We start from the raw sequence: 22,706 nt of genomic DNA, 5'->3' as shown, positions 1-22,706 counted from the left end.
CGTCAGTACCGGGGGTGCACCAGCGTCGACGCCGCCAGCCCCCGGATCCGGGTGCGCTGCGCCGCCCGCTCGTCCGCTCTCAGGCCCTCCGGCGTCAGGGTGCGCGGGCGCGGCCCCCGTGGGTCCAGGCCCAGGGGTGGCGGGGTGTGGCCCGGGGAGGCCAGGAGGAAGCCCCAGTCGTGGGGGGCGCGGGAGGGGGCCGCGGAGCGGTCGGGGCCGGGGGCGAAGCCGGAGTCATGGCCGAGGATCCGGTACGGGGACGTGGCGAACCCGGCCGCGCGGAGGGTCGCGTCGACCGTCCAGAAGACCCGGGGGCGGGTGGAGACGGCCCCGGCGTGCACCACCAGCCGCCCGCCGGGGGCGAGAACGCGGCGGGCGAGGCCGTAGAGCTCCTGGGAGTACAGCTTGGTGCTGGCGGTGATGCCGGGATCGGGAAGGTCCGCGATCACGACGTCGTACGGCTGGGCGGGCGCCCTGCGCAGCCAGCCGAGGGCGTCCGCGGTCAGGGCGTGGACGCGCGTGTCGTCGTACGCGTGCCCGTTGAGGGTGGACAGGCCGGGGTCGCGGCGGGCCAGGTGGACCAGGCCGGCGTCGAGTTCCACGATGTCGACGCGGCGCACGTCCGCCCGGCGCAGGACCTCGCGGGCGGCGAGTCCGTCCCCGCCGCCGAGGATCAGCACGCGCGCGTGCGGGCCGCCGGACAGGGCCGGGTGGACCAGACCCTCGTGGTAGCGGCGCTCGTCACGGCCGCCGACGCGCAGCCGGCCGTCCAGGAACAGGTCGAGGGGTTTGCCGTCGGTGCCGCCCGCGAGGACGATCTCCTGGACGTCGGTCTGCACGGCCACGCGGACGTCCTTGCCGTAGACCGCGTGCCGGGCGGCACGCTCGAACTCGTCCGCCAGGGCGGCGGCGGAGGCGAGGACACCGAGCACGGCGAGTCCGGCGACGAGCAGCGCCCAGCGGGCCCGGCGGGTCAGGTCGCGCCGGAAGAGGCCGAGAACCAGCGCGCCTCCGGCGACGACGTTGACGCTGCCGGTGAGCAGCGCGCCGGTCAACTGGCCGAGGCGGGGCAGCAGCAGGAAGGGGAAGGCCAGGCCGCCGACCAGTGCGCCCACGTAGTCCGCCGCGAACAGGTCCGCGACCGCGCCGCCCGCGTCCTGGCGGCGGATGCGCTGGATCAGCTCCATGAGCAAGGGGACTTCGGCGCCGATGAGCAGGCCGATGGCGAGGGAGAAGGCGACCAGCAGGCAGCGCGGTCCCTCGGCCCAGACCCCGCCCCAGCTGCTGGTCCAGGCGAAGACGGCGTACAGGGCCATCGCACTGCACCCGCCGACCAGCGCCAGGACGGCCTCGACCGCGCCGAACCCGGCCGCCGCGTGCCAGCGCAGCCGCTTGGCGGCGAGCGAGCCGATGCCCATCGCGAACACCATCACGGACAGCACGACGGAAGCCTGGGTGACCGAGTCACCGATCAGGTACGAGGCGAACGCGACGAGTTCGAGTTCGTAGACGAGCCCGCAGGCCGCGCACACGAAGACGCACACGAGGACCAGGAACCGCCCGGTGCCGGGCCGGACGGGCAGCCGCGCGGGGCCTGTCCGGGGCGCGGCGACCGGGGGCGCGGGAGCGTGCGATTCGATCACGCTGCGACGTTACGTCACACACTCGGCACGCTTCGTCACCCACACGTGTGGAACTAAGGGCGATTGACGCCTTGCGGGTTTATGTCGCCCCGGGAGTGATCCGCCGGGCAGGCCCTAGCCGCGCCGGCCCACCGGGACGCGTACGCCGACCCGGGTGCGCGTCGCGACCAGCTGGCCGTCCTGCGGGTAGGCGTGCCAGGTGCGCCACTGCACCTGGCCGTCGTGCCGCTGGGCCAGCATGGCCGTGAACGCGTGCGGGCTGCCCGGGAAGACCCCGGCGAGGCCGTGCGGATGGTCGGAGACCAGGGCCAGCAACTCCTGGGCGCGGCCCGCGAACGAGCCGGGCGTGAGCAGTTCCACCCGGGCCGCGAACTCGTACTCCCAGTCCCCCACGCGCTTGGCGACGCCGAGCGGCAGCGGGGTGCTGGAGCCGGGGATGCACGCGACCGTCTCCGAACAGCTGCCCCGCTCCTCGTCCAGCAGGACCTGGTGAGAGGCGCCGAGCAGCCTCAACTGCAGGGTGGCACCGGTCAGTTCCAGGTCGAGGGTGGCCAGGGCGGGAAGCGGTTCACGCCCGAGGGCCCAGGCGAGATCGGCAGCGCGCGTATCGGTGTAGGAGGTGTTCAGGGTCGTGAGCATGGGTCGGCTCCGCTAACACGCAAGGAGGGGGTGTGGTCCGGCGCACCTCGGTCGACACCGGGTGATCGCCATGTCGGCCCGGTGTGCCCGGCCGGCCCGGCGGGACGGGGTGTCTGCGGGGCGTCCGAGGGCTGCTTGGTGCTTTAGAGGGAATCACGAACACCGGCGGTGCCACAGTGTTTTTACCCAACTTCGTCGGGTTTCCATCCCTCAGAGGGCTCCACAGCTCAACTGTTCAACTACGGCGTACGCCTGGCGCGGAAGACAAGCCGCCGAGCGCCCCTCAGCCACTGCTCCCGCAGCCGCCTCCGCCGCATGAGGAACCGCACGAAGACCCGCAGGACGAGTGACCGCCGCACGAGTGTCCAGAGTGGTGACCGCCGGACGACGACGATCCGCTGTCGTCGGCGCCGGCCCACCAGCTGCTGCTGCTGCCCGCGCCGGACGACCCGCGCCCGCCACGGGACGTGCGCCGCCGCTTGTCGCGCTTGTCGCTACGGGCCGAGGAGGCCACGATCAGCGCGAACACGACCCCCACCGCCACCACACCCACCACGGTGCCCATGGCGCCACCTTCCTTTTCCGTTCCCCCGAAGCGGCCCCCCGTGGGCGCCTCGCAGACTGCCTGCCGCTGCTGCCGCGCTGTGCGCGGCAACCGGCAGATGCCCGACCGGTCCGGGGTCCAAAGCACAGTTGAGGAAGTTCTGAGGGACTCTCAGGAGAAACGGCCCTTGACCTGCGCCGGGCCAGGAACGCGAAACGGCCCCGTGGGCTTCAGCCCCGGGGCCGTTCACTCAGAGGAAGTGGTGAAGCATCTCAAGCAGTTTGTTTAGAAAACCGTCATCAACATATTGAGCCACAAATTTAGCAACTATACCCGAAAACACGGAATAAATGATACTTTTTACTGGAATCCGACATTTTTTGTTATGTCGCTTCCGCGTAACCCACCGAGGACCGGGGCTCACCTGCCCTTCGTCCTCCGCTGGTGGCACCGGGATCACGACGATCACCATGTTGGTGCGCGGGCGCTCTGTTGTGTTGTCATCCTGCATCGGAAACCTCCGGCGTCAGGCGGGCCTGGCCGACCCGCACCTGGCGAAGTGAGTCACTCGACGCTCACTCCGCTGGGCACGGGACGGTCACTGGCACCGTCCTCCAGGGGTAACGCCGCCCCCGGAGGCCCGAGTTGGAAGGTTTTCCTGATCGCATTGTGGACTGGACCACACCGGGTGTCAACGATCCCCGAAGCCGGCAGGGACCGGGCTGCGGGCACGGCACGGCTGCCCGCCGGCGAAGGCCGGTTGAGGAAGTCCGTGACCTGGGCGCAGGATGACCCGCATGACCTCCACCGCGCGCCCCTACCTCAACCGCCGGCTCGCCGAGTTCGGGACGACCATCTTCGCCGAGATGTCCGCCCTCGCGGTCCGGACCGGGTCGATCAACCTCGGCCAGGGCTTTCCCGACACGGATGGACCCGAGGAGGTCCGCGAGGCCGCCGTGCGGGCACTGCGCGACGGCCGCGGCAACCAGTACCCGCCGGGGCCGGGCATCCCCGAGCTGCGCTCCGCGATCGCTGAGCACCAGCTGCGCCGCTACGGCCTCACCTACGACCCCGACACCGAGGTCCTGGTCACCGCGGGCGCCACGGAGGCGATCGCGGCCTGTCTGCTGGCGCTGCTCGAACCCGGCGACGAGGTGATCGCCCTGGAGCCGTACTACGACTCCTACGCGGCGAGCATCGCCATGGCGGGCGGCCGGCGCGTACCGGTGACGCTGCGCCCGCACACCGACGGGGGTGCCGGATTCCGTCTCGACCTGGACGAGCTGCGGGCGGCGGTCACCGACCGCACCCGCCTGCTGCTGATCAACACCCCGCACAACCCGACCGGCACCGTCCTCACCCGCGCGGAGCTGGCCGCGATCGCGGAACTGGCGGTCGACCGGGACCTGCTGGTGGTCACCGACGAGGTCTACGAGCACCTGGTCTTCGACGACGCCGAGCACGTGCCGCTCGCCACGTTCCCCGGGATGCGGGAGCGCACGGTGACCATCGGTTCGGCCGGCAAGACGTTCTCCTTCACCGGCTGGAAGGTCGGCTGGGTGACGGCATCACCGGGCCTGGTGACGGCGGTCCGCTCGGCGAAGCAGTTCCTGACGTACGTCTCCTCGGGCCCCTTCCAGTACGCGGTGGCCGAGGCGCTCGCCCTGCCCGACTCCTACTTCGACGGTTTCCGCCGGGACATGCGCACACGCCGGGACATCCTGGCGGAGGGGCTGGCCCAGGCCGGTTTCGAGGTGTTCAGGACGGCCGGGACCTACTTCATCACCACCGACATCCGCCCCCTCAGCGAGAAGGACGGCTTCGCCTTCTGCCGCGCCCTGCCGGAGCGGGCGGGCGTGGTGGCCATTCCGAACGCGGTGTTCTACGACGACCGGGAGGCCGGGGCCCCGTTCGTGCGGTTCGCGTTCTGCAAGAAGGAGGAGGTCCTGCGGGAGGCGGCCGAGCGGCTTCGGCGCATCTGAGCACCGTCCGGGGGCTGCCGCCCCCGGATCCGGCCGGACTCGCCTACTCTCCGTCTTCCTCGGGCTTCTCCGCGTCGTTGACCTCCTGCTCCAGGCCGAGCTGGTCCACGAGCCACTTGTCGAACTCGATCGCGGCCCGCACCCAGCTGACCGTGGAGGAGACGAAGTGCTCCAACGCGACACCGGTGCCGATCAGCATCTGCGCCTCACCGATGAGGCGGACGGTGCCGTCGTCATGGGTGTGCGTGTACATCTTCGGCCACAGCGTGCGCCGGTTCCAGTCGTCGATGGCCTCCAGCAGCGCGGGCTTGGCGCTGATCGGGTGGGGGCGGTCGTAGAAGGTCCGCACCGAGAAGACCGACTGCTCGGCCTCCCCACGGAACATGAAGTACGTGCGGAACTGCTCCCACGGCGCCGCGAGGTCACCCTCCTCGTCGACGACGTACTTCAGCTCCATCTGGTCCAGGAGCTGCTTCACGAGGTCCTGATCCGGGACGACGGGGCCGGCCGGTCCCTGGGGCTGCGGTTCGGGCTGGCCCCCGAAGTTCGGAATCGAGGACGGGTCGATGCTCACCGTAATTTTCCCTTCATGCGGATTCCGCCATCCTCCCCCATGCGGGGAGGGGGGTGGCAAGCCCCGACGCCGCCTGTCAGCCCATGGCTGACATGATCCGGTCCATCGTGATGACCCGGTAGGGGGAGGGCAGGGTGCGGGAACGGCGGACGGCCGGGGGCGAGGGGCGCGGCCGGACACGGTGGGGTCTGGTCGCGGCAGTCCTGGCGCTGCCAGGACTGCTCCTGGCGTGGATGGTGGTGCTGGTGGTGAAGTCGGCGCTGTCGGACTACCCGCTCGGCGGAGCGCCCGAGAAGGTGTCGTGCGCAGAGGCGCTGTCCTTCGGCGGCGCGAGGCTGCCGACCGGGGCGTACGACACGCACTGCACGGTGCAGGCCTGGCAGGACACCGACTACGAGGCCGGTTTCCGGATGCCGAGGGCGGACGTGCGCGGCTGGCTGAAGGCCACCTACCTGCAGGGGCCGGCACCCGGCACGGACCTCTGCGACGAGGGTGCGGACCTCTGCCTGAACCTGAACTCCGATGCCCATCCGCCCCCGGACGGTGTCGACGCGAACGCGGTCGTCGTGAACGTGACCTACGAGAGCGCAGGCACCGCCCGGGTGTCCTTCTCGGCGTTCACCGTGTGACGCGGGCAGTGGACCCGCGTCACACGGTGGCCCGGCCGTGTCGCACGGTGTCTGCCCCGCCTCAGAGCGTCTTGCCGGTCGCGGGACCCACCAGCAGCCCCTCGCCGAAGCGGTCCACACGGACCGTGTCGCCGTCCTTGATCTCGCCGGAGAGGATCTCCTTGGCGAGCCGGTCGCCGATGGCGGTCTGCACCAGGCGGCGCAGCGGACGGGCGCCGTAGGCCGGGTCCATGCCCTCCTGCGCCAGCCAGGCCAGCGCCTCGGGCGTGACGTCCAGGGTGAGCCGGCGCTCGGCGAGCCGGGCCGCCAGCCGGTCGATCTGGAGCCGGGCGATCCGGGACAGCTCGTCCTTGCTGAGGGCGGAGAAGACGACGAGGTCGTCGAGCCGGTTGAGGAACTCCGGCTTGAAGGACGCCCGTACGACCTCGAGCACCTGCTCCTTCTTCTCCGCCTCGCTGCTGATGGGGTCGACCAGGAACTGGCTGCCCAGGTTGGAGGTGAGCACCAGGATGGTGTTGCGGAAGTCGACCGTACGTCCCTGGCCGTCCGTCAGGCGCCCGTCGTCCAGCACCTGCAGCAGGATGTCGAAGACCTCGTGGTGGGCCTTCTCGACCTCGTCCAGCAGCACGACGGTGTACGGCCGCCGTCGTACGGCCTCGGTCAGCTGGCCGCCCTCCTCGTAGCCGACGTACCCGGGAGGCGCGCCGACCAGCCGGGCCACGCTGTGCTTCTCGCTGTACTCGGACATGTCGATGCGGACCATGGCCCGTTCGTCGTCGAAGAGGAAGTCGGCGAGCGCCTTGGCGAGTTCTGTCTTGCCGACGCCGGTGGGGCCGAGGAAGAGGAACGACCCGGTGGGCCGGTCGGGGTCGGCGATACCCGCCCGGGACCGCCGTACGGCATCGCTCACGGCCCGTACGGCCTCCGTCTGTCCGATCAGCCGCTTGCCGATCTCCTCCTCCATGCGCAGCAGTTTCTGCGTCTCGCCCTCCAGGAGGCGGCCGGCGGGGATGCCGGTCCAGGCGGCGACGACGTCGGCGATGTCGTCGGAGCCGACCTCTTCCTTGACCATGGTGTCCCTGGCTGCCTCCTCCTCGGCCTCGGAGGCGGCCTCCAGCTCCTTCTCCACGGCCGGGATCTCGCCGTAGAGCAGTTTGGCGGCGGTGTCGAAGTCGCCGTCGCGCTGGGCGCGTTCGGCCTGGCCGCGCAGGTCGTCCAGCTTCTCCTTCAGCTCACCGACGCGGTTGAGGGACTGCTTCTCCTTCTCCCAGCGGGCGGTGAGTCCGCGCAGTTCCTCTTCCTTGTCGGCGAGGTCACGGCGCAGCTTCTCCAGCCGCTCGCGCGAGGCCGGGTCGGTCTCCTGGCCGATCGCCAGCTCCTCCATCCGCAGCCGGTCGACGGCGCGCTGGAGTTCGTCGATCTCGACGGGCGAGGAGTCGATCTCCATGCGCAGCCGGGAGGCGGCCTCGTCCACCAGGTCGATGGCCTTGTCGGGAAGGAAGCGGGAGGTGATGTACCGGTCGGAGAGGGCGGCGGCGGCCACGAGCGCGCTGTCGGCGATCTGCACCTTGTGGTGGGCCTCGTACCGCCCCTTGAGCCCGCGCAGAATGGCGATGGTGTCCTCGACGGAGGGCTCGCTGACCAGCACCTGCTGGAACCGCCGCTCCAGGGCGGCGTCCTTCTCGATCCGCTCCCGGTACTCGTCCAGCGTGGTGGCGCCGACCATGCGCAGCTCACCGCGGGCGAGCATGGGCTTGAGCATGTTCCCGGCGTCCATGGCGGAGTCGCCGCCGGCGCCGGCCCCCACGACGGTGTGCAGCTCGTCGATGAAGGTGATGATCCGCCCGTCGGATTCCTTGATCTCGGCGAGCACGGCCTTCAGCCGCTCCTCGAACTCACCGCGGTACTTGGCACCGGCGACCATGGCGCCGAGGTCGAGGGCGACGAGCCGCTTGTCCTTGAGCGACTCCGGCACATCGCCCTTGACGATCCGCTGGGCGAGCCCCTCGACGACGGCGGTCTTGCCGACCCCGGGCTCGCCGATGAGGACGGGGTTGTTCTTGGTCCTGCGGCTGAGCACCTGTACGACCCGCCGGATCTCCTGGTCCCGCCCGATGACGGGGTCCAGGCGCCCCTCACGGGCGGCGGCGGTGAAGTCGGTGCCGAACTTCTCCAGGGCCTTGTACTGGCCCTCTGGGTCGGCGGTGGTCACGCGGCGTCCTCCCCTGGCCTTGTCGAAGGCCTCCTGCAACTTCTTCGCATCGGCGCCCTGCGCCTTGAGCACCTCGGCCACGCGACCGCCCTTGGCGGCGATCGCGATGAGCAGATGCTCGGTGGACAGATACTCGTCACCGAGTTCCTTCGCCCGCTCACCGGCGTCCGCGATGACGGCGAGCAGCTCGCGGTCGGGCTGCGGCGGCGCAACGGTGGACCCGGTCACGCTGGGCAGCGACGCGAGGATCTTCTCCGCCCCGGAGCGTACGGCGGCCTGGTCGGCGTCGACGGCGGCGAGCAGGTCGGTGATGTTCTCGTTCTCCTGCCCCGCGAGCAGGGCGAGGAGCAGATGGGCAGGCGTGAGGTCCGGGTGCCCTTCGGTCACGGCCCGACTGCCGGCCGCGTTGATCGCTTCCCGGCTCCTGTTGGTCAGCTCGGCGTCCACGTTCGCGCTCTCCTACTCGGCCACGTGTCCCACTACGGCTACTGCCACTACCAACATACACAAAGTTGAGTCGATTCCGCTCAAGGCAACGGGGCTAGTTTTCTCCCATGCCTTCGAAGCACTCGATAGACCCAGCGGCCCTGGACAGCACATACCTGGCCTTCTGGCGGGAGCGGCACCTGTGCACGCTGACGACGATCCGCCCGGACGGCAGCCCGCACGTGGTCCCGGTCGGGGTGACGTACGACCCGGAGGCGGGCCTGGCCCGGGTGATCACGAACAAGACGAGCGCGAAGGTGGCGTACATCCGCGCGGCCGACGCCGGCCCCGCGGGCGCGCGGGTGGCCGTGTGCCAGGTGGACGGCCGGCGCTGGGCCACGCTGGAGGGCAGGGCGACGGTCCGCACCGAGCCGGAACGGGTCGCCGAGGCGGAACGCCGGTACGCCGAACGGTACGAGCGGACACCGTCCCCGAATCCCTCACGGGTGGTGATCGAGATCAGGGTGGAGCGGGCGCTGGGGCATGGCTGAACAGACTGATTTCAGCCACTGTAGAAGCGCACCCATACCCTGAAATGTCCCCACGAACGACAGCGGCGTCACCGTGTTCAGGTCACGGTGACGCCGCTGCGGGGGGAAGCGCCTGAGCGATCTTTTACGACGGGGGAATCGCGTCAGGCACTGCGGGGGGTGGCCGAGATGGTTCTTATGTCGGAGACATCCGGCTCTGCCACCCGATGGTCTCGTTGGTCCAGGTTCACAAAGATCATGCCGTACCGGATGGCACAGCGCACCGGCTGCGGCGCACCCCGGGGCTTGCGCAGGCACCGGTAGGCCCGCACGTCACCGTCCTCGTCCCGGGCGACGACGACCGGTTCACCGAAGACGGTCACCATCAGCGAGTCACCGCTGTGGGGGATGGCGGTGACCAGGTCGATGAAGTGCCAGCCGGACCGGTAGGCGGTGGCCATCTCGCGGCGGAAGGATCGATCGTCAGGTGGAGTGGTCACGTCAGCTCCCGGCTCCGCCGACCATCGCATCGGTCTGCGAGACCACAATGGGCCACTCGGTGATCGCCCGGACAGTGCCTTTCCCGCCAGCGACGCCACTCAGGATCCCGAGAGCTGCCAGGGCGGAAAGGGCAGCGCCAAGTACCGAGCGAAGCAGTCTGTTGCGCATGGTCAGCTTCGTCCTCACTTGAAGGTCCCCTTTTCCCCCGTCAGGTATGACGATGGCTCATTCAGGCACGTGATGGCCACACAATCGGTGCATCATGTTCCTGCATGTTCAGGACCCTGGGGGGTGGAGAATTGGCGACAAGTCGGGCAAAACCTGTACATCCTCATGCAGTAGCCGAGCTATGCGCCGAAGGCAACCGCCTTTACGCCGCCGCGCTGCGTGCTGGACGAGTCGCTCGCTCGGAAGCGGAGTCCGCCCCGTGCCTGGTCGATCTCGCCCTGCTCCAGCCGGATACGGACGACTCCGCCTGGCTGCGACCAGTCCCTCCAGCAGTCGCCCTGGCGCGACAGCTCGGCCCCATCGAGCACGAGATCGCTGAACGCAGGCAACTGTCAATCGAACTCGCACAGGTCTTTGAGCCGTTCATGACCCTCAGTAGGGAGGCGCACGCCCCTAGCGACTCCGTCACCGTCCTGGAGGGCGGAGAGCGGATCAACGCGGCGCTCAACCTTGCCACAGCCCAGGTCCAAACGGAGCTTCTCACCGTTCAGCCGTCCGATCGTATTTCGGAGAGCAGCCTGCTGAAGGGACTTGAGCGAGACCGGGCCCTACTAGAACGTGGGGTCGAGATCCGGAGCCTCTACCAGCACACCGCACGCTACAACCCAGAGAAGCTCGCCTATGCTGCCCAGCTCTCGGGCGGCAGGGTCGAGTACCGCACCATTGATGAACTGGTCGAGCGCCTGATCATCTGTGATGGCGCCGTCGCCTTCATACCGGCCCGCGACGACCAGAAGATCGCTCTGGAGCTGCGCCACCCCGGGCTGGTCCGCTATCTCATGAAGGTGTTCGAGTACCTGTGGGTCCGCGCTGTCCCGATGAGCACGAGCGGCCCATATACAGTCGACGCTGCAGGCATCACAGAAGTCCAGCACTCCATCGCCAAGCTCCTGGTCGAAGGCCATGTGGACGAGGCCATCGCGCGCCGGCTCGGGATGAACGTCCGCACCTGCCGAGCGCACATCGCCAAACTCGCCCAAGCCCTGGGCAGCGGCAGCCGCGCCCAGCTCGGCTACCTCATCGCCCAGTCGGGAATCCTCGACAAGGACGCCACGCTCCCGGAGCAGGGAGCCACACGGTGACCCTCGCGCCGAGACCGCACCCGGAGCACGGTGTCGAGGAACTTTGTGTCTCGGGGGCGGAACTGTACGAACGTGCGCTGCGCGAGGGAAACGTAAGCGCCACGGCTGCCGATGGGACGCCCTGCCTGATCGACTTCGGCCTGTTACACCCAGCGCTCCACGACCCCGACCGGCTCGAACCGGTCACCCCCGCAGCCGCCCTGCACCGACTCCTACGCACATCGGCTGCCCGCATTGCGGACGAACGCCTGCGCGAGGACCGGTTGGTGGAACAGTTCGAACCATTCTTGCAACTCAGAGTGGACCCCGCCGTCGGCGCCGATACCCCGATGCTACGGCTCCTCAGCGGTACCGAGCGGATCAACCTGGCCATCACCGAGGCCATGGCCGAGGCTCGCTCAGAAGCCTTGTGTGTCCAGCCCTACCACGGCCTCGGCGGCCCGCGGGGACTCGCCTCCCAGACCGTCGCTATGCGACGCGACCAAGCTCTGCTGGACCGGGGAGGCCGCATCCGCACGCTGTATCACGACACGCTGCGCCATCTTCCCGCCGTCGTCAGTTACCAGGAGCAGCTGAAGGGCGATGCCCAGGCTCGCAGTCTGGACGAGATCACCGACCGGATGATCATCTTCGACCGCACCGTGGCCTTCCTGCCCGCGAACACCGACCGCACTGCCGCCGTGGAAGTCCGACAGCCGGCGGTGGTCGGCTACCTGGCCGCATTCTTCGACCGGCTCTGGCACCTGGCAACCCCCGTGTTTCCCCAAGCCGTTCAACGCCCCTCCCTGAACGGCATCACCCCCCGCCAGCAAGCCATCGCCGCCCTCCTCGTCGAAGGCCACACCGACGCCGTCATCGCCGACCGCCTCGGCATGAACATCCGCACCGCCCGCGTGCACATCGCCAAACTCGCCGACACCCTCGGCAGCGAGAGCCGCGCCCAACTCGGCTACCTCATCGGCCGCTCCGGGATTCTGGCGCAGTCGCAGGAGGAGGGCGAGGAGAGCCCGTAATACCGGCAGGGGTCAGTGGATGCTCGGGGACTCCTGGCCCGGAAGGCCGAACATGTTCGGGGCGGACGGCCTGCGGGAACCGTCCAGGCCCACCTGGGCTATCCGGACGCCGAGTTGTGTGCGGCTCGCCGCGCCCAGGGTCTCCGACAGGCGGGCGATGTGGGCGCGGCAGGTGCGCACGCTGATGCCGAGGCGTTCGGCGATGACCGCGTCCTGGTGGCCCTCGGCGAGCAGCGCGGCGATGGACTGTTCGCGATGCGAAATGCCCTCGATGCCGGTGTCGGGAAGCGCGGCGGTGAGCGGGATCGCCAGGCGCCACAGGCGTTCGAAGACCGTGACGAGGTATTCGACCAGTGCCGGGTGGCGCAGTTCCAGGGCCATCGTGCGTTCGGTGTTGGCCGGGATGAAGGCCACCGTGCGGTCGAAGAGGATGAGGCGGTCGATGACCTCGTCCAGGGTGCGTGCCTCGACCGCGCCGCCCATCAGGTCGAGGTAGTTGAGCAGGCCCTGGCCGTGCCGGGCGACGTGGGTGTACAGGTCGCGCATGCGTACGCCCCGGCCGCGCAGCGCCAGCGCCCGGTGCAGGCCCTCGGTCAGTTCGGCCTCACGGCGGATGCCGCCGGGCTGCACCGAGAGCACCTCGGTGGTGCACGCCTGCGTGGCCTCGTCCATCGCGGCCTGGATGCGGGAGAGCCCGTCCAGGACCCGGATCGCGGCGCCCCCGCCCGGCGCCGCCGGCATCTGCCGATCCTGTCCCAGGGCGGCGTACCACTCGAAGGCGGCGACCGCCGAGCCCACCCGCCGCTGACTCTCCCTGACCTCGTCGTAGACCCCGCGCAGCAGCCGGGTCATGACCTCCTGCGGGGAGGTCGGCACCAGCCAGTCCATGTCGTCGGGGTCGGGATGCAGCAGCGCCAGTTCAAGGAGACAGGGCACCGGATCGGCGTCCGTGCGCGGCACCCGCCCCCGGCGCACAGCCCGGGAATACACACGATCCCCGGCCTCGCACAGTCGGTCGACACCATGTGGATGCTTCGCCCCGCGCTCGGCCATCGCCCATTTCACCCCCGGTGTCTGCCTCTTCGCAGCGCAACTATGCGCGGCGCCGACCAGGTCCGCAACACGGCTCATCGCGCCAGGGGCGGGACAATCATGGGGTATGTCACGTTATCGCCCGGCCTCCGCACTTCCCGCTGCAACAAGATGACGGTGGTGCGCCGAGGCCGGCCGAGGCATCGTTGTTACCGCTTCCCCCGGATACTGGACACCCGGGGCGGTTCCGGCCGGGCTGCCCCCAGTCCGGCCGGGGCCCGCTGCTCCCACCGTGCGAACGGCACCGGCACGGCTACTTGAGCCCGATCGCCGCGCAGTCCGCCTTGTACTTCGCGGTGCAGATCTCGTCGACCGTGTAGATCCCGTCCGCGATCACCGTCTCCTCGATCTTGCTCTTGGTCAGGGCGTTCACCTGGACGAGCTTCGAGGGGATGTTCTTGATGGTGGGGCTGTCGACCTTGTCCTGGGTGAGGGCGTCGAACTGCATGTCCCTGCCCTGGACCTTGGCGACGGCGATCTGGGCGGCGGCCTCGGCCTCGTCCGGGTAGGGCTTGTACACGCTCATGTACTGCTCACCGTCGAGGACCCGCTGGACGGCGTCCAGTTCGGAGTCCTGTCCGGTGATCGGGGGCAGATGGGTGACGCCGGCCGCCTTCAGGGCCTTGATGACACCGCCCGCTACGCCGTCGTTGGCGGCCAGGACGCCGGCGATGTTGTCCTTGCCGATCTGACTGATCGCCTGGGCCATGTAGGCCTGGGCGATCTCCGGCTTCCACTCCTTGGTGTCGTAGCTCGCCGCGATCTGCACCTTGCCGTCCAGCTCCGACAGCGCGCCCTCCTTGAACTGCTTGGCGTTCGGGTCGGTGGGCGAGCCGTTCATCATCACGATCTTGTCGGAGGCGGCGCGGTCGGGGCCCATGCCCGCCAGCAGGGAGCGGGCCTGCACCTCGCCGACGAGGTCGTTGTCGAAGGAGATGTACGCGGAGATCGGACCCTCGGCGAGCCGGTCGTAGGCGATGACCGGGATGCCCGCGTCCTTGGCCTTCTGCACCTGCTCGGCGACGGCGTGCGAGTCGACCGCGTCCAGCAGGATGACGTCGACCTTGTCGTTGATCATCTGCTGCATCTGGTCGGCCTGCCGGGCGGCGTCCGCGTTCGCGTTCGCGTATTGCACCTTGCCCTTTTTGTGGGTGAGTTCGGCTACTTTGTCCCTGATGATGGGGTAGTCGAACTTGTCGTAACGCGTGTTCGCCGTCTCCGGCAGCAACAGCCCCACCTTGACGTCGTCACCGGCCGTCGGGCTCGCGCTCGCGTCGCCGTCCCCCGTCGCGTTCAGCATGCCGCAGCCGGCAAGCGAGAGGGTCATCGTGGATGCGGCCATGGAGATGGCGATTCGGCGCATTCGGGGGCTCACTTCGGGTGTGTTGCGGACATGGGCGGCTTTACGCCACCCAGGTGTCTGAAAGACAACGCGGGGGCTCCACCCGGCGTCAAGCAGAACTACTTAACGAGTACGCAACGACACGCACCGCTGTGTCTGCGGGGAAGGTGCGAAATCCCCTCCAAACGCCCTTTACGGAATATTCTGTTCAAGGAGCGTTCATGGGTCGACAAAGATTCGTACAACCAACACCCTTCCTCGCTGGTCATGATCACGACGGCTGACGGCAGCCGTCGTGATCATGACCAGAGGATCGAATGAATCCAGCCAGACACACGACGGCGTCGGCCGCCACCGCCGTCGTGCTCGCCACCGCCGGGGGACTGCTCACCGCGACCACCGCGCCCGCCTCCGCCGCGACCACCTGCACCTCCCCCGTCTACAAACGCCAGTTCTTCGCGAACACCACCTTCTCCGGCACTCCGGCGAAGACCGACTGCGACGACGTCATCGACCAGAACTGGGGCACCGGTGCCCCCGCTACGGGCCTGCCCAGCAACTACTTCGGCGTCCGCTGGACGGTGACGAGGGACTTCGGTTCCGGCGGCCCCTTCGCCCTCACCGCCTCCGCCCAGGACGGCATCCGCGTCTACCTCGACGGCACCCGCAAGATCGACCTGTGGAAGAACGTCTCGTCCACGGTGTCCAAGACGCTCAACCTGACGATCCCGTCCGGCAAGCACACCCTGCGCGTCGACTTCGTCAACTGGACGGGCACCGCCAACGTCAAGTTCGGCTACACACCCCGCACCTCCGCCGACGTCGACACCGTCAAGCCCCTCACCCCGACCGGGGCTTCCGTCTCCTACGACCCGGCCACCGGCAAGGCCAAGCTCGCCTGGGCGAAGAACAAGGAGATGGACCTCGCGGGATACAAGGTCTACCGGCGCCTGAAGGACAGCAGCAGCTGGACGAAGGTGGCCGCCACGACGGCGACCTCCTACACCGACAGCCCGCCCACGACCGGCGCGACCTACTACTACGAGGTGCGCGCCTACGACCGCGCCGGCAATGTCTCCGCCGGCACCGCCGACCTGCCCGTCACCACCGCCGACCGGACCCCGCCCGCCGCCCCCGCCGGAGTGAGCGCCGACAGCGGCGGCGACGGGGTGAGCCTCGCGTGGGGCACGGTCGCGGACGCGGGCACCTACCGCGTGTACCGCGCCACGAGCGCCGACGGCACCTACAGCCGTATCGCCACCGCCGGCCAGCCGTCCTACCTCGACGCGTCCGGCACCGAGGGCACGCGGTACTACTACCGCGTCACGGCCGTCGACGCCGCGGGCAACGAGTCCGCGCGGTCGGCCGCGGTCAGCGGGGTCCACGAGGACCTGACCCCGCCGTCCGCGGTCACCGGGCTGACGGTCAGCCCGACCGGCTACGGCTTCCACCTCGCGTGGGACGCCAACCCGACGCCCGACCTCGCCCGGTACGTCGTCTACGCCGGCGAACTCCACCCTGTCGACGAGGCGGAGCCGGACGGGGAGAAGGTCTGCCTGGTCTACGCGGCGGAGTGGCTGTCCACCAGCACGACCTCGTACGACTACCCCACCCTCCCGGACGGCGAGGAGCGCTGCTTCTTCATCGACGCCGTCGACGACGACGGGAACTCCCACTACGAGTGGACCCGTTCGCCGAACATCGTGAACGCGACCGAGCTGGACACCACCCCGAGCGTGCCGACCCCGGACGGCTCGCCGGTCCAGGTGGAGGCCTCCCCGGGCAACGGCGTCGTCGGACTGAGCTGGAACGCGGTGGCCGATGCCACCGGCTACCAGGTCTACCGCTGGAACCCGGACACGCACGCCTACGAGAAGCTGGCGGCCACCACGCAGACCTCCTACACCGACACCGGCGCCACGAGCGGCACCACCCACTACTACTGGGTGACCGCGCAGTACGCGGACGGCACCGAGTCGGCGCCGGGAGCGGACTACGCCGTCCTCCTCCCCTGAGCACGCGAAAAGGGGCCCGGAATCCGGGCCCCTTTCCACTGCAGGCTTTCAGTGGACGTGAAGGTCAGTCCGAGGACTGCTGCCGCTTGGGCCGCCACACGACCAGCGCGCTGCTCTGCTGGACCTCCTGGTACGGAACCAGGTCGCGGCGGTAGGAGGCGTGTACGGCGGCCTCGCGCTGCCGCATCGTCGCCGCCGCGCCGTCCAGGGCCGCCTCCAGTTCCGCGACGCGGGACTGGAGCGCGGCGACGTGGTTCTCCAGTTCGATGATGCGCTTGATACCGGCCAGGTTGATGCCTTCGTCCTGCGACAACTGCTGCACCTGGCGGAGCAGCTCGATGTCGCGGGCCGAGTAGCGGCGGCCCCGCCCGGCGGTCCGGTCCGGGGAGACCAGGCCCAGGCGGTCGTACTGGCGCAGCGTCTGCGGGTGGAGTCCGGAGAGCTGGGCCGCCACCGAGATGACGTAGACCGGGGTTTCCTCGGTCAGTTCATACGGGTTACGCCGACGGCCGTCCATCTCTCTCTCAGTCTCCCTTCGCGGCCTCGAACAGCTCCGCACGCGGGTCCTCACCCGCAGTCGCCTCGCGATACGCCTCCAGTGCGTCACGAGCCTTCCCCGACAGGTCCTTCGGAACACTCACCTCGACGGTGACCAGGAGGTCGCCGCGGGTGCCGTCCTTGCGGACCGCGCCCTTTCCCCGCGCACGCATAGTACGGCCGTTGGGTGTGCCCGCCGGCAGCTTCAGGGTGACGGGGGGACCGCCCAGGGTCGGCACCCTCACCTCGCCGCCGAGAGCGGCCTCGGCGAACGTCACCGGCACGGTGACGGTGAGGTTGTCGCCCTTGCGCCCGAAGACCGGGTGGTCACCGACGTGCACGACCACGTACAGGTCACCCGCCGGGCCGCCCCGCTCGCCGGGCGCGCCCTTGCCGCGCAGCCTGATGCGCTGGCCGTCGGTCACCCCGGCCGGGATGCGGACCTGCATGGTCCTCGACGACTTGGCGCGCCCGCTGCCCTTGCACTCCAGGCAGGGGTGCTCGGCGATCAGGCCGCGGCCCTTGCAGTCGGGGCAGGGGTCGGTGAGCGAGAAGCCGCCGCCCGAACCCCGGGCGACCTGCCCGGTGCCGACGCAGGTGGGGCACACACGCGGTGTGCCGTTCTTGTCGCCGGTGCCGGAACAGGCCTTGCACGGGGCCTGGGAGGACATTCTGAGGGGCACCGTGGCGCCCTCGATGGCCTCCGTGAAGCTCAGCGTGACCTCGGACTCGATGTCCTGGCCGCGCCGGGGCTGGGTACGGGTGCCGGTGGCACCGCCCCGGTTGAACAGCCCTCCGAAGACGTCACCGATTCCGCCGCCGAAGCCGCCGCCCTGGGCGCCCCCGCCGCCCCCGAAGAGGTCGCCGAGGTCGAAGTTGAAGGAGCCGCCGGCACCCGGCCCGGGGCGGAAGCCGCCGTTGCCGAACAGGGCGCGTGCCTCGTCGTACTCCTTGCGCTTCTTGGGGTCGCCGAGGACGTCGTTCGCCTCGGAGATCTCCTTGAAGCGCTCCTCGGCCTTGGCGTTGCCCTTGTTGGCGTCCGGGTGGAACTCGCGGGCGAGCTTCCGGTACGCCTTCTTGATCTCGGCCTCGGTGGCGTCCTTGGGGACGCCGAGGACCTTGTAGTAGTCCTTCTCGATGAAGTCCTTGGTGCTCATCCCCGACGCACCCCCTTCCTGTGGGCCCCGTCGATCCCTGCGTCAGCCCTCGTCCGGGCCACCGCTGTCCTTGTCGTCGGCCGCCGCGCTCTCCTCGGCGCCCTCGCCCTTGCCGGTCTGCGCGCCGGGCTGCGGTTCGGCGACGGCCACCCGCGCGGGGCGGATGGTGCGCTCGCCGATGCGATACCCGGGCTGCAGGATCGCCACGCAGGTCGTCTCCTTGACGTCCGGCGCGTACGAGTGCATCAGGGCCTCGTGGATCGTCGGGTCGAAGGGCTCGCCCTCCTTGCCGAACTGCTGCAGGCCCATCTTGGCGGCGACGGTCTCCAGCGACTCGGCGACGGACTTGAACCCGCCGACCAGTTCGCCGTGTTCCCGTGCGCGCCCGATGTCGTCGAGCACCGGAAGCAGCTCGGTCAGGAGGTTCGCGATGGCGATCTCCCGGACGGCCACCCGGTCCCGCTCCACCCGGCGGCGGTAGTTCTGGTACTCGGCCTGAAGGCGCTGGAGGTCCGCCGTGCGCTCGCTGAGCGCCGTACGCACCTGGTCCAGCTGGGCCAGCCGGCCCGCGTCTGCTGCTCCGTCCCCGGCCGGGGCCGCCCCCTCCTCGGGGGCGGCCTTCGACTCGGCGTCGTCGGGGGTCGCGCCGGAGGGGACGTCGGGCTTCTCCTCGAAGCCCGGGGTCTCCTCCGTCACGCTGCACCGTCCTTGCGCTCGTCGTCGACGATCTCGGCGTCGACCACGTCGTCGTCGGCGGCCTTGCCGCCCTGAGCGGCCTCCGGACCGCCGGCAGCGGCCTGGGCGTCGGCGTACATGGCCTGGCCCAGCTTCTGCGAGACGGCGGCGACCTTCTCGGTGGCGGTGCGGATACCGGCGGTGTCCTCGCCCTTGAGCGCGGCCTTCAGCTCCTCGACGGCGGCCTCGACCTCGGTCTTGACCTCGCCCGGGACCTTGTCCTCGTTGTCCTTGAGGAACTTCTCGGTCTGGTAGACGAGCTGCTCGCCCTGGTTGCGGGTCTCGGCGGCCTCGCGGCGCTTGTGGTCCTCCTCCGCGTAGCGCTCGGCCTCCTCGCGCATGCGGTCGACCTCGTCCTTCGGCAGCGAGGAGCCGCCGGTGACGGTCATCTTCTGCTCCTTGCCCGTGCCGAGGTCCTTCGCCGTGACGTGCATGATGCCGTTGGCGTCGATGTCGAAGGAGACCTCGATCTGCGGGACGCCACGCGGCGCCGGCGGCAGACCGGTCAGCTCGAACATGCCGAGCTTCTTGTTGTAGGCCGCGATCTCACGCTCGCCCTGGTAGACCTGGATCTGCACGGACGGCTGGTTGTCCTCGGCCGTCGTGAAGATCTCGGAGCGCTTCGTCGGGATCGTGGTGTTGCGCTCGATCAGCTTGGTCATGATGCCGCCCTTGGTCTCGATACCGAGGGACAGCGGGGTCACGTCGAGGAGCAGGACGTCCTTGACCTCACCCTTGAGGACACCGGCCTGGAGCGAGGCGCCGATGGCGACGACCTCGTCCGGGTTCACACCCTTGTTGGCCTCCTTGCCGCCGGTCAGCTCCTTGACGAGCTCGGCGACGGCGGGCATACGGGTGGAGCCACCGACGAGGACGACGTGGTCGATCTCGTTGATGGAGATGCCGGCGTCCTTGATGACGTTGTGGAACGGCGTCTTGCAGCGCTCCAGCAGGTCGGCCGTCAGCTGCTGGAACTGGGCGCGGGTGAGCTTCTCGTCCAGGTGCAGCGGGCCCTCGGCGGACGCCGTGATGTAGGGCAGGTTGATCGAGGTCTCGGTGGAGGAGGACAGCTCGATCTTGGCCTTCTCGGCGGCCTCACGCAGGCGCTGGAGGGCCATCTTGTCCTTGGACAGGTCCACACCGTGGCCGGACTGGAACTGCTTGACCAGGTAGTCGACGACACGCTGGTCCCAGTCGTCACCACCGAGGTGGTTGTCACCGTTGGTGGCCTTCACCTCGACGACGCCGTCGCCGATCTCCAGGAGGGACACGTCGAAGGTGCCGCCACCGAGGTCGAAGACGAGGATCGTCTGGTCGTCCTTGTCGAGGCCGTAGGCCAGCGCGGCGGCGGTCGGCTCGTTGACGATGCGCAGGACGTTCAGGCCCGCGATCTCACCGGCCTCCTTGGTGGCCTGACGCTCGGAGTCGTTGAAGTAGGCCGGGACGGTGATGACCGCGTCCGTGACCTTCTCGCCCAGGTAGGCCTCGGCGTCCCGCTTCAGCTTCTGCAGGATGAACGCGGAGATCTGCTGCGGGTTGAAGTCCTTCCCGTCCAGCGCGATCTTCCAGTCGGTGCCCATGTGGCGCTTCACGGAACGGATGGTCCGGTCCACGTTGGTGACCGCCTGGCGCTTGGCCACCTCACCGACCAGCACCTCGCCGTTCTTGGCGAAGGCGACGACGGACGGCGTGGTCCTGGCGCCCTCGGCGTTGGTGATGACGGTGGGCTCGCCGCCTTCCAGAACGCTGACGACGGAGTTAGTCGTGCCCAGGTCGATGCCGACCGCACGTGCCATGGTTGATTCCTCCAGCTGACTTGAGTGGAACAGGCTCAAGTGTGCACGAGCAGGTCGCCCGGGTCAACGGACCTGAGTCAACTGGGCTCAACTCTTATCCGTTCCTTACACGCAACTGCCCTCCCACCTGCGTATTCGCCACCCGGTGGGGCACACGGACAGGGATCCGGAGGAGGACGAGAACCGCGAGCACCACCCCTCCCACCACCCACAGCACGGCCGTCTCCCCCACCCACCCGGTGTGCACGAGCACGCCCACGAGCACCGAGGAGAAGGAACCGGCCCCCACGAGCACGACCGTCCCCTGCGGGGTCAGCCCGAGCCGCCGCAGCCGGTGCCCGAGATGGCCGGACCCGCGCCGCGGCGACGGGCGACGGCCCAGCCGCCGCGCCAGCACCACCAGGAGGGCGTCGGCGGCGGCGACGGCACCGAGGCAGAACAGCACCCCGGCACTCGCCCCGAGCCCGTACCCCGCGCGCGTGATGACGGCGGCCGAGGACAGCAAGAACCCGGTGAACAGCGACCCGCATGCACCGAGCCCCATCCGTGCGGGATGCCAGTTGTGCATCAGGAAGCCGGTGAGGGCGGCGGCGAACACGCTGAGCAGCACGGCGAGCCCGTCCATCACCTCGGCGGCGGCGCAGGCACCCGCACCGAAGGCGGTGACCACCCCGACGGTGCCGGCCAGCCCGTCGGCATGGTCGAGCCCCTTGAAGGCGAGGGAGACGAAGACGATCCAGCCGACGGCCAGCAGTCCGCCCGCGACGCCCGTCTCGTCGTACGGCACCACGCACACCGCCGCCACCGCCGTACCGGTGACGAGCACCCGCGCCCGCAGCCGCCACACATCGGCGACCAGCCCCAGCGCGGCAAGTCCGGCCGCGGCGAGGAGCAGCCGCCCGACGCCTTCCCCGAGCGGGGCGACCCGCGTCCACTCACCCGCCCAGGCGACGAGACCGGTGACAGCCACGACGGCGGGCCCGCCGAGCACCGGCAGGGGCCGCTGCCGCCGCCGGTCGACGATGCCCACGCGCAGGGCGGGCATCCGGAGCAACGCCGCGAGCACGGCGGCGAGGAGCAGGGCCGCGGTGGCGGCGACGATCCCGTAGAGCACGGCTCTAAGTTAGGCGCGAAGGTAGCAATTCGGTACGAATAACACGATCCGATTGCCGCCGCCGCCCGTCGGCCGCGCACGGACCGGGCGACAGGCCGCGCTCAGCGACCCATGTCACCCCGCGCAGGGCTGCCCCTCGGGGGAATATGGAGGTAGTCTCAAACAGACTAAATAAGTTACCGCTTAGTAATTTCTAGGCCCCGCCCCAGGAGCCCCCATGCAAATCGCCGCGATCATCGTGTCGGTGACCCTGATCGTGGTCGGTGTGGCACTGTTCGGCCGCGCCGTCCTCCAGGTATACAACTTCATGCGACTCGGCCAGCCCGTGCCGGCCGGGTCCCGGACTGACAACCCGTATCAGCGCAGTGTGACCCTGGTACGTGAGTTCCTGGGCCACACCCGCATGAACCGCTGGGGTGTCATCGGCCTGGCCCACTGGTTCATCGCGATCGGCTTCTACACGCTGCTGCTGACGATCGTCAACGCGTTCGGTCAGCTCTTCAAGAGCGACTGGCTGCTGCCGATCATCGGCACGTGGGCGCCGTACAACATGTACGTCGAGTTCATCGGCACGGGCACCGCGGTCGGCTGTGTGACGCTGATCGTGATCCGCCAGCTGTCGAGGCCGGGCAAGGCCCTGCGCAAGTCCCGGTTCGCGGGCTCCAACACCGGTCAGGCGTACTTCGTCGAGGCCGTCATCTTCACCGTCGGCTCCTGCATCGTGCTGCTGCACGCCCTGGAGGGCGCCCAGCACCACGTCGACGGCTACGAGGCCTCGTACTTCCTGTCGTACCCGCTGGTCGCCTGGTTCCGGGGGATGGACGTCTCCACCCTGCAGAACCTGTCCTACTTCTTCGCGGCCCTCAAGATCGCGGCGTCCTTCATCTGGATGATCGTGGTCTCGCTGAAGACCGA

19 protein-coding genes and 1 pseudogene are annotated in these 22,706 nt (G+C 69.4%); 7 read left to right on the top strand and 13 right to left on the bottom strand.

Annotated elements, in window-relative coordinates:
* Nucleotides 1-2: 2 nt before the first annotated feature.
* The 3 genes from K7G59_RS27145 to K7G59_RS27135 all read right to left on the bottom strand — a co-directional run bounded on the left by K7G59_RS27145 (nt 3) and on the right by K7G59_RS27135 (nt 3,337).
* Entirely contained in the window at nt 3-1,643 is a 1,641-nt protein-coding gene (locus K7G59_RS27145; protein ID WP_225838707.1) for a polyamine aminopropyltransferase, read from the bottom strand.
* Nucleotides 1,644-1,757: 114 nt separating this feature from the next.
* Nucleotides 1,758-2,282 (bottom strand): DUF2617 family protein, encoded by a 525-nt coding sequence (locus K7G59_RS27140; protein WP_225838705.1) that lies wholly within the window; start codon nt 2,280-2,282, stop codon nt 1,758-1,760.
* Nucleotides 2,283-3,076: 794 nt separating this feature from the next.
* Nucleotides 3,077-3,337: a hypothetical protein gene (locus K7G59_RS27135; protein ID WP_225838702.1), complete on the bottom strand. Its 261-nt coding sequence runs from the start codon at nt 3,335-3,337 to the stop codon at nt 3,077-3,079.
* A gap of 277 nt (nt 3,338-3,614) precedes the next feature.
* Here K7G59_RS27135 and K7G59_RS27130 point away from each other — a divergent pair, with 277 nt between their 5' ends.
* The gene (locus K7G59_RS27130) at nt 3,615-4,808 is read left to right on the top strand and encodes a pyridoxal phosphate-dependent aminotransferase (protein WP_225838699.1); all 1,194 of its coding nucleotides are present in this window, start codon (nt 3,615-3,617) and stop codon (nt 4,806-4,808) included.
* A gap of 43 nt (nt 4,809-4,851) precedes the next feature.
* Here the strand turns inward: K7G59_RS27130 and K7G59_RS27125 are convergent, their stop codons facing one another.
* Entirely contained in the window at nt 4,852-5,382 is a 531-nt protein-coding gene (locus tag K7G59_RS27125; RefSeq protein WP_225838697.1) for a YbjN domain-containing protein, read from the bottom strand.
* A 134-nt stretch (nt 5,383-5,516) separates the two neighbouring features.
* Here K7G59_RS27125 and K7G59_RS27120 point away from each other — a divergent pair, with 134 nt between their 5' ends.
* Complete coding sequence (locus K7G59_RS27120) at nt 5,517-6,011, top strand: hypothetical protein (RefSeq protein ID WP_225838695.1); 495 nt, start codon at nt 5,517-5,519, stop codon at nt 6,009-6,011.
* A gap of 61 nt (nt 6,012-6,072) precedes the next feature.
* Here the strand turns inward: K7G59_RS27120 and clpB are convergent, their stop codons facing one another.
* Nucleotides 6,073-8,670 carry an ATP-dependent chaperone ClpB gene (gene clpB / locus K7G59_RS27115; protein WP_225838693.1) on the bottom strand — a complete coding sequence of 866 codons (2,598 nt, stop codon included), beginning with the start codon at nt 8,668-8,670 and terminating at the stop codon, nt 6,073-6,075.
* A gap of 107 nt (nt 8,671-8,777) precedes the next feature.
* Here clpB and K7G59_RS27110 point away from each other — a divergent pair, with 107 nt between their 5' ends.
* On the top strand, nt 8,778-9,200 hold the full coding sequence (locus K7G59_RS27110) for a pyridoxamine 5'-phosphate oxidase family protein (RefSeq protein ID WP_225838691.1): 423 nt from the start codon (nt 8,778-8,780) through the stop codon (nt 9,198-9,200).
* A 143-nt stretch (nt 9,201-9,343) separates the two neighbouring features.
* Here the strand turns inward: K7G59_RS27110 and K7G59_RS27105 are convergent, their stop codons facing one another.
* Nucleotides 9,344-9,679: a hypothetical protein gene (locus K7G59_RS27105; protein ID WP_225838689.1), complete on the bottom strand. Its 336-nt coding sequence runs from the start codon at nt 9,677-9,679 to the stop codon at nt 9,344-9,346.
* A 273-nt stretch (nt 9,680-9,952) separates the two neighbouring features.
* Here K7G59_RS27105 and K7G59_RS27100 point away from each other — a divergent pair, with 273 nt between their 5' ends.
* Entirely contained in the window at nt 9,953-10,990 is a 1,038-nt protein-coding gene (locus tag K7G59_RS27100) for a helix-turn-helix transcriptional regulator (protein ID WP_225838687.1), read from the top strand.
* Complete coding sequence (locus K7G59_RS27095) at nt 10,987-12,003, top strand: helix-turn-helix transcriptional regulator (protein ID WP_225838684.1); 1,017 nt, start codon at nt 10,987-10,989, stop codon at nt 12,001-12,003. Before K7G59_RS27100 ends, K7G59_RS27095 begins: the two co-directional genes overlap by 4 nt.
* A gap of 12 nt (nt 12,004-12,015) precedes the next feature.
* On the opposite strand, the gene K7G59_RS27090 is transcribed toward K7G59_RS27095, so the two are convergent.
* Together K7G59_RS27090 and K7G59_RS27085 are read right to left on the bottom strand one after the other, a co-directional pair.
* Nucleotides 12,016-13,056 (bottom strand): helix-turn-helix transcriptional regulator, encoded by a 1,041-nt coding sequence (locus tag K7G59_RS27090; protein ID WP_225838682.1) that lies wholly within the window; start codon nt 13,054-13,056, stop codon nt 12,016-12,018.
* A gap of 292 nt (nt 13,057-13,348) precedes the next feature.
* Nucleotides 13,349-14,458, bottom strand: a complete 1,110-nt coding sequence (locus K7G59_RS27085) for a sugar ABC transporter substrate-binding protein (protein WP_225838679.1) — start codon at nt 14,456-14,458, stop codon at nt 13,349-13,351.
* A 296-nt stretch (nt 14,459-14,754) separates the two neighbouring features.
* On the opposite strand from K7G59_RS27085, the gene K7G59_RS27080 reads away from it, so the two are divergent.
* Entirely contained in the window at nt 14,755-16,452 is a 1,698-nt protein-coding gene (locus K7G59_RS27080) for a fibronectin type III domain-containing protein (protein WP_225838677.1), read from the top strand.
* Nucleotides 16,453-16,516: 64 nt separating this feature from the next.
* Here the strand turns inward: K7G59_RS27080 and K7G59_RS27075 are convergent, their stop codons facing one another.
* The 5 genes from K7G59_RS27075 to K7G59_RS27055 all read right to left on the bottom strand — a co-directional run bounded on the left by K7G59_RS27075 (nt 16,517) and on the right by K7G59_RS27055 (nt 21,791).
* On the bottom strand, nt 16,517-16,969 hold the full coding sequence (locus tag K7G59_RS27075) for a heat shock protein transcriptional repressor HspR (RefSeq protein ID WP_225838675.1): 453 nt from the start codon (nt 16,967-16,969) through the stop codon (nt 16,517-16,519).
* Nucleotides 16,970-16,976: 7 nt separating this feature from the next.
* Entirely contained in the window at nt 16,977-18,146 is a 1,170-nt protein-coding gene (gene dnaJ / locus K7G59_RS27070) for a molecular chaperone DnaJ (RefSeq protein WP_225838673.1), read from the bottom strand.
* 42 nt (nt 18,147-18,188) lie between these two features.
* Nucleotides 18,189-18,842 (bottom strand): nucleotide exchange factor GrpE, encoded by a 654-nt coding sequence (gene grpE / locus K7G59_RS27065; protein ID WP_225838671.1) that lies wholly within the window; start codon nt 18,840-18,842, stop codon nt 18,189-18,191.
* On the bottom strand, nt 18,839-20,677 hold the full coding sequence (dnaK, locus tag K7G59_RS27060) for a molecular chaperone DnaK (RefSeq protein ID WP_225838669.1): 1,839 nt from the start codon (nt 20,675-20,677) through the stop codon (nt 18,839-18,841). Before dnaK ends, grpE begins: the two co-directional genes overlap by 4 nt.
* Nucleotides 20,678-20,771: 94 nt before the next feature.
* Nucleotides 20,772-21,791 (bottom strand): MraY family glycosyltransferase, encoded by a 1,020-nt coding sequence (locus K7G59_RS27055; RefSeq protein WP_225838667.1) that lies wholly within the window; start codon nt 21,789-21,791, stop codon nt 20,772-20,774.
* A gap of 217 nt (nt 21,792-22,008) precedes the next feature.
* Between K7G59_RS27055 and K7G59_RS27050 the strand changes: the two are divergent.
* Nucleotides 22,009-22,706: pseudogene (locus K7G59_RS27050) on the top strand (Fe-S oxidoreductase); the annotation flags it as partial.

The sequence above is a fragment of the Streptomyces sp. NK08204 genome (genome assembly GCF_020400585.1).
GTDB lineage: Bacteria > Actinomycetota > Actinomycetes > Streptomycetales > Streptomycetaceae > Streptomyces.
This window is presented reverse-complemented; position numbering and strand designations above follow the sequence as displayed.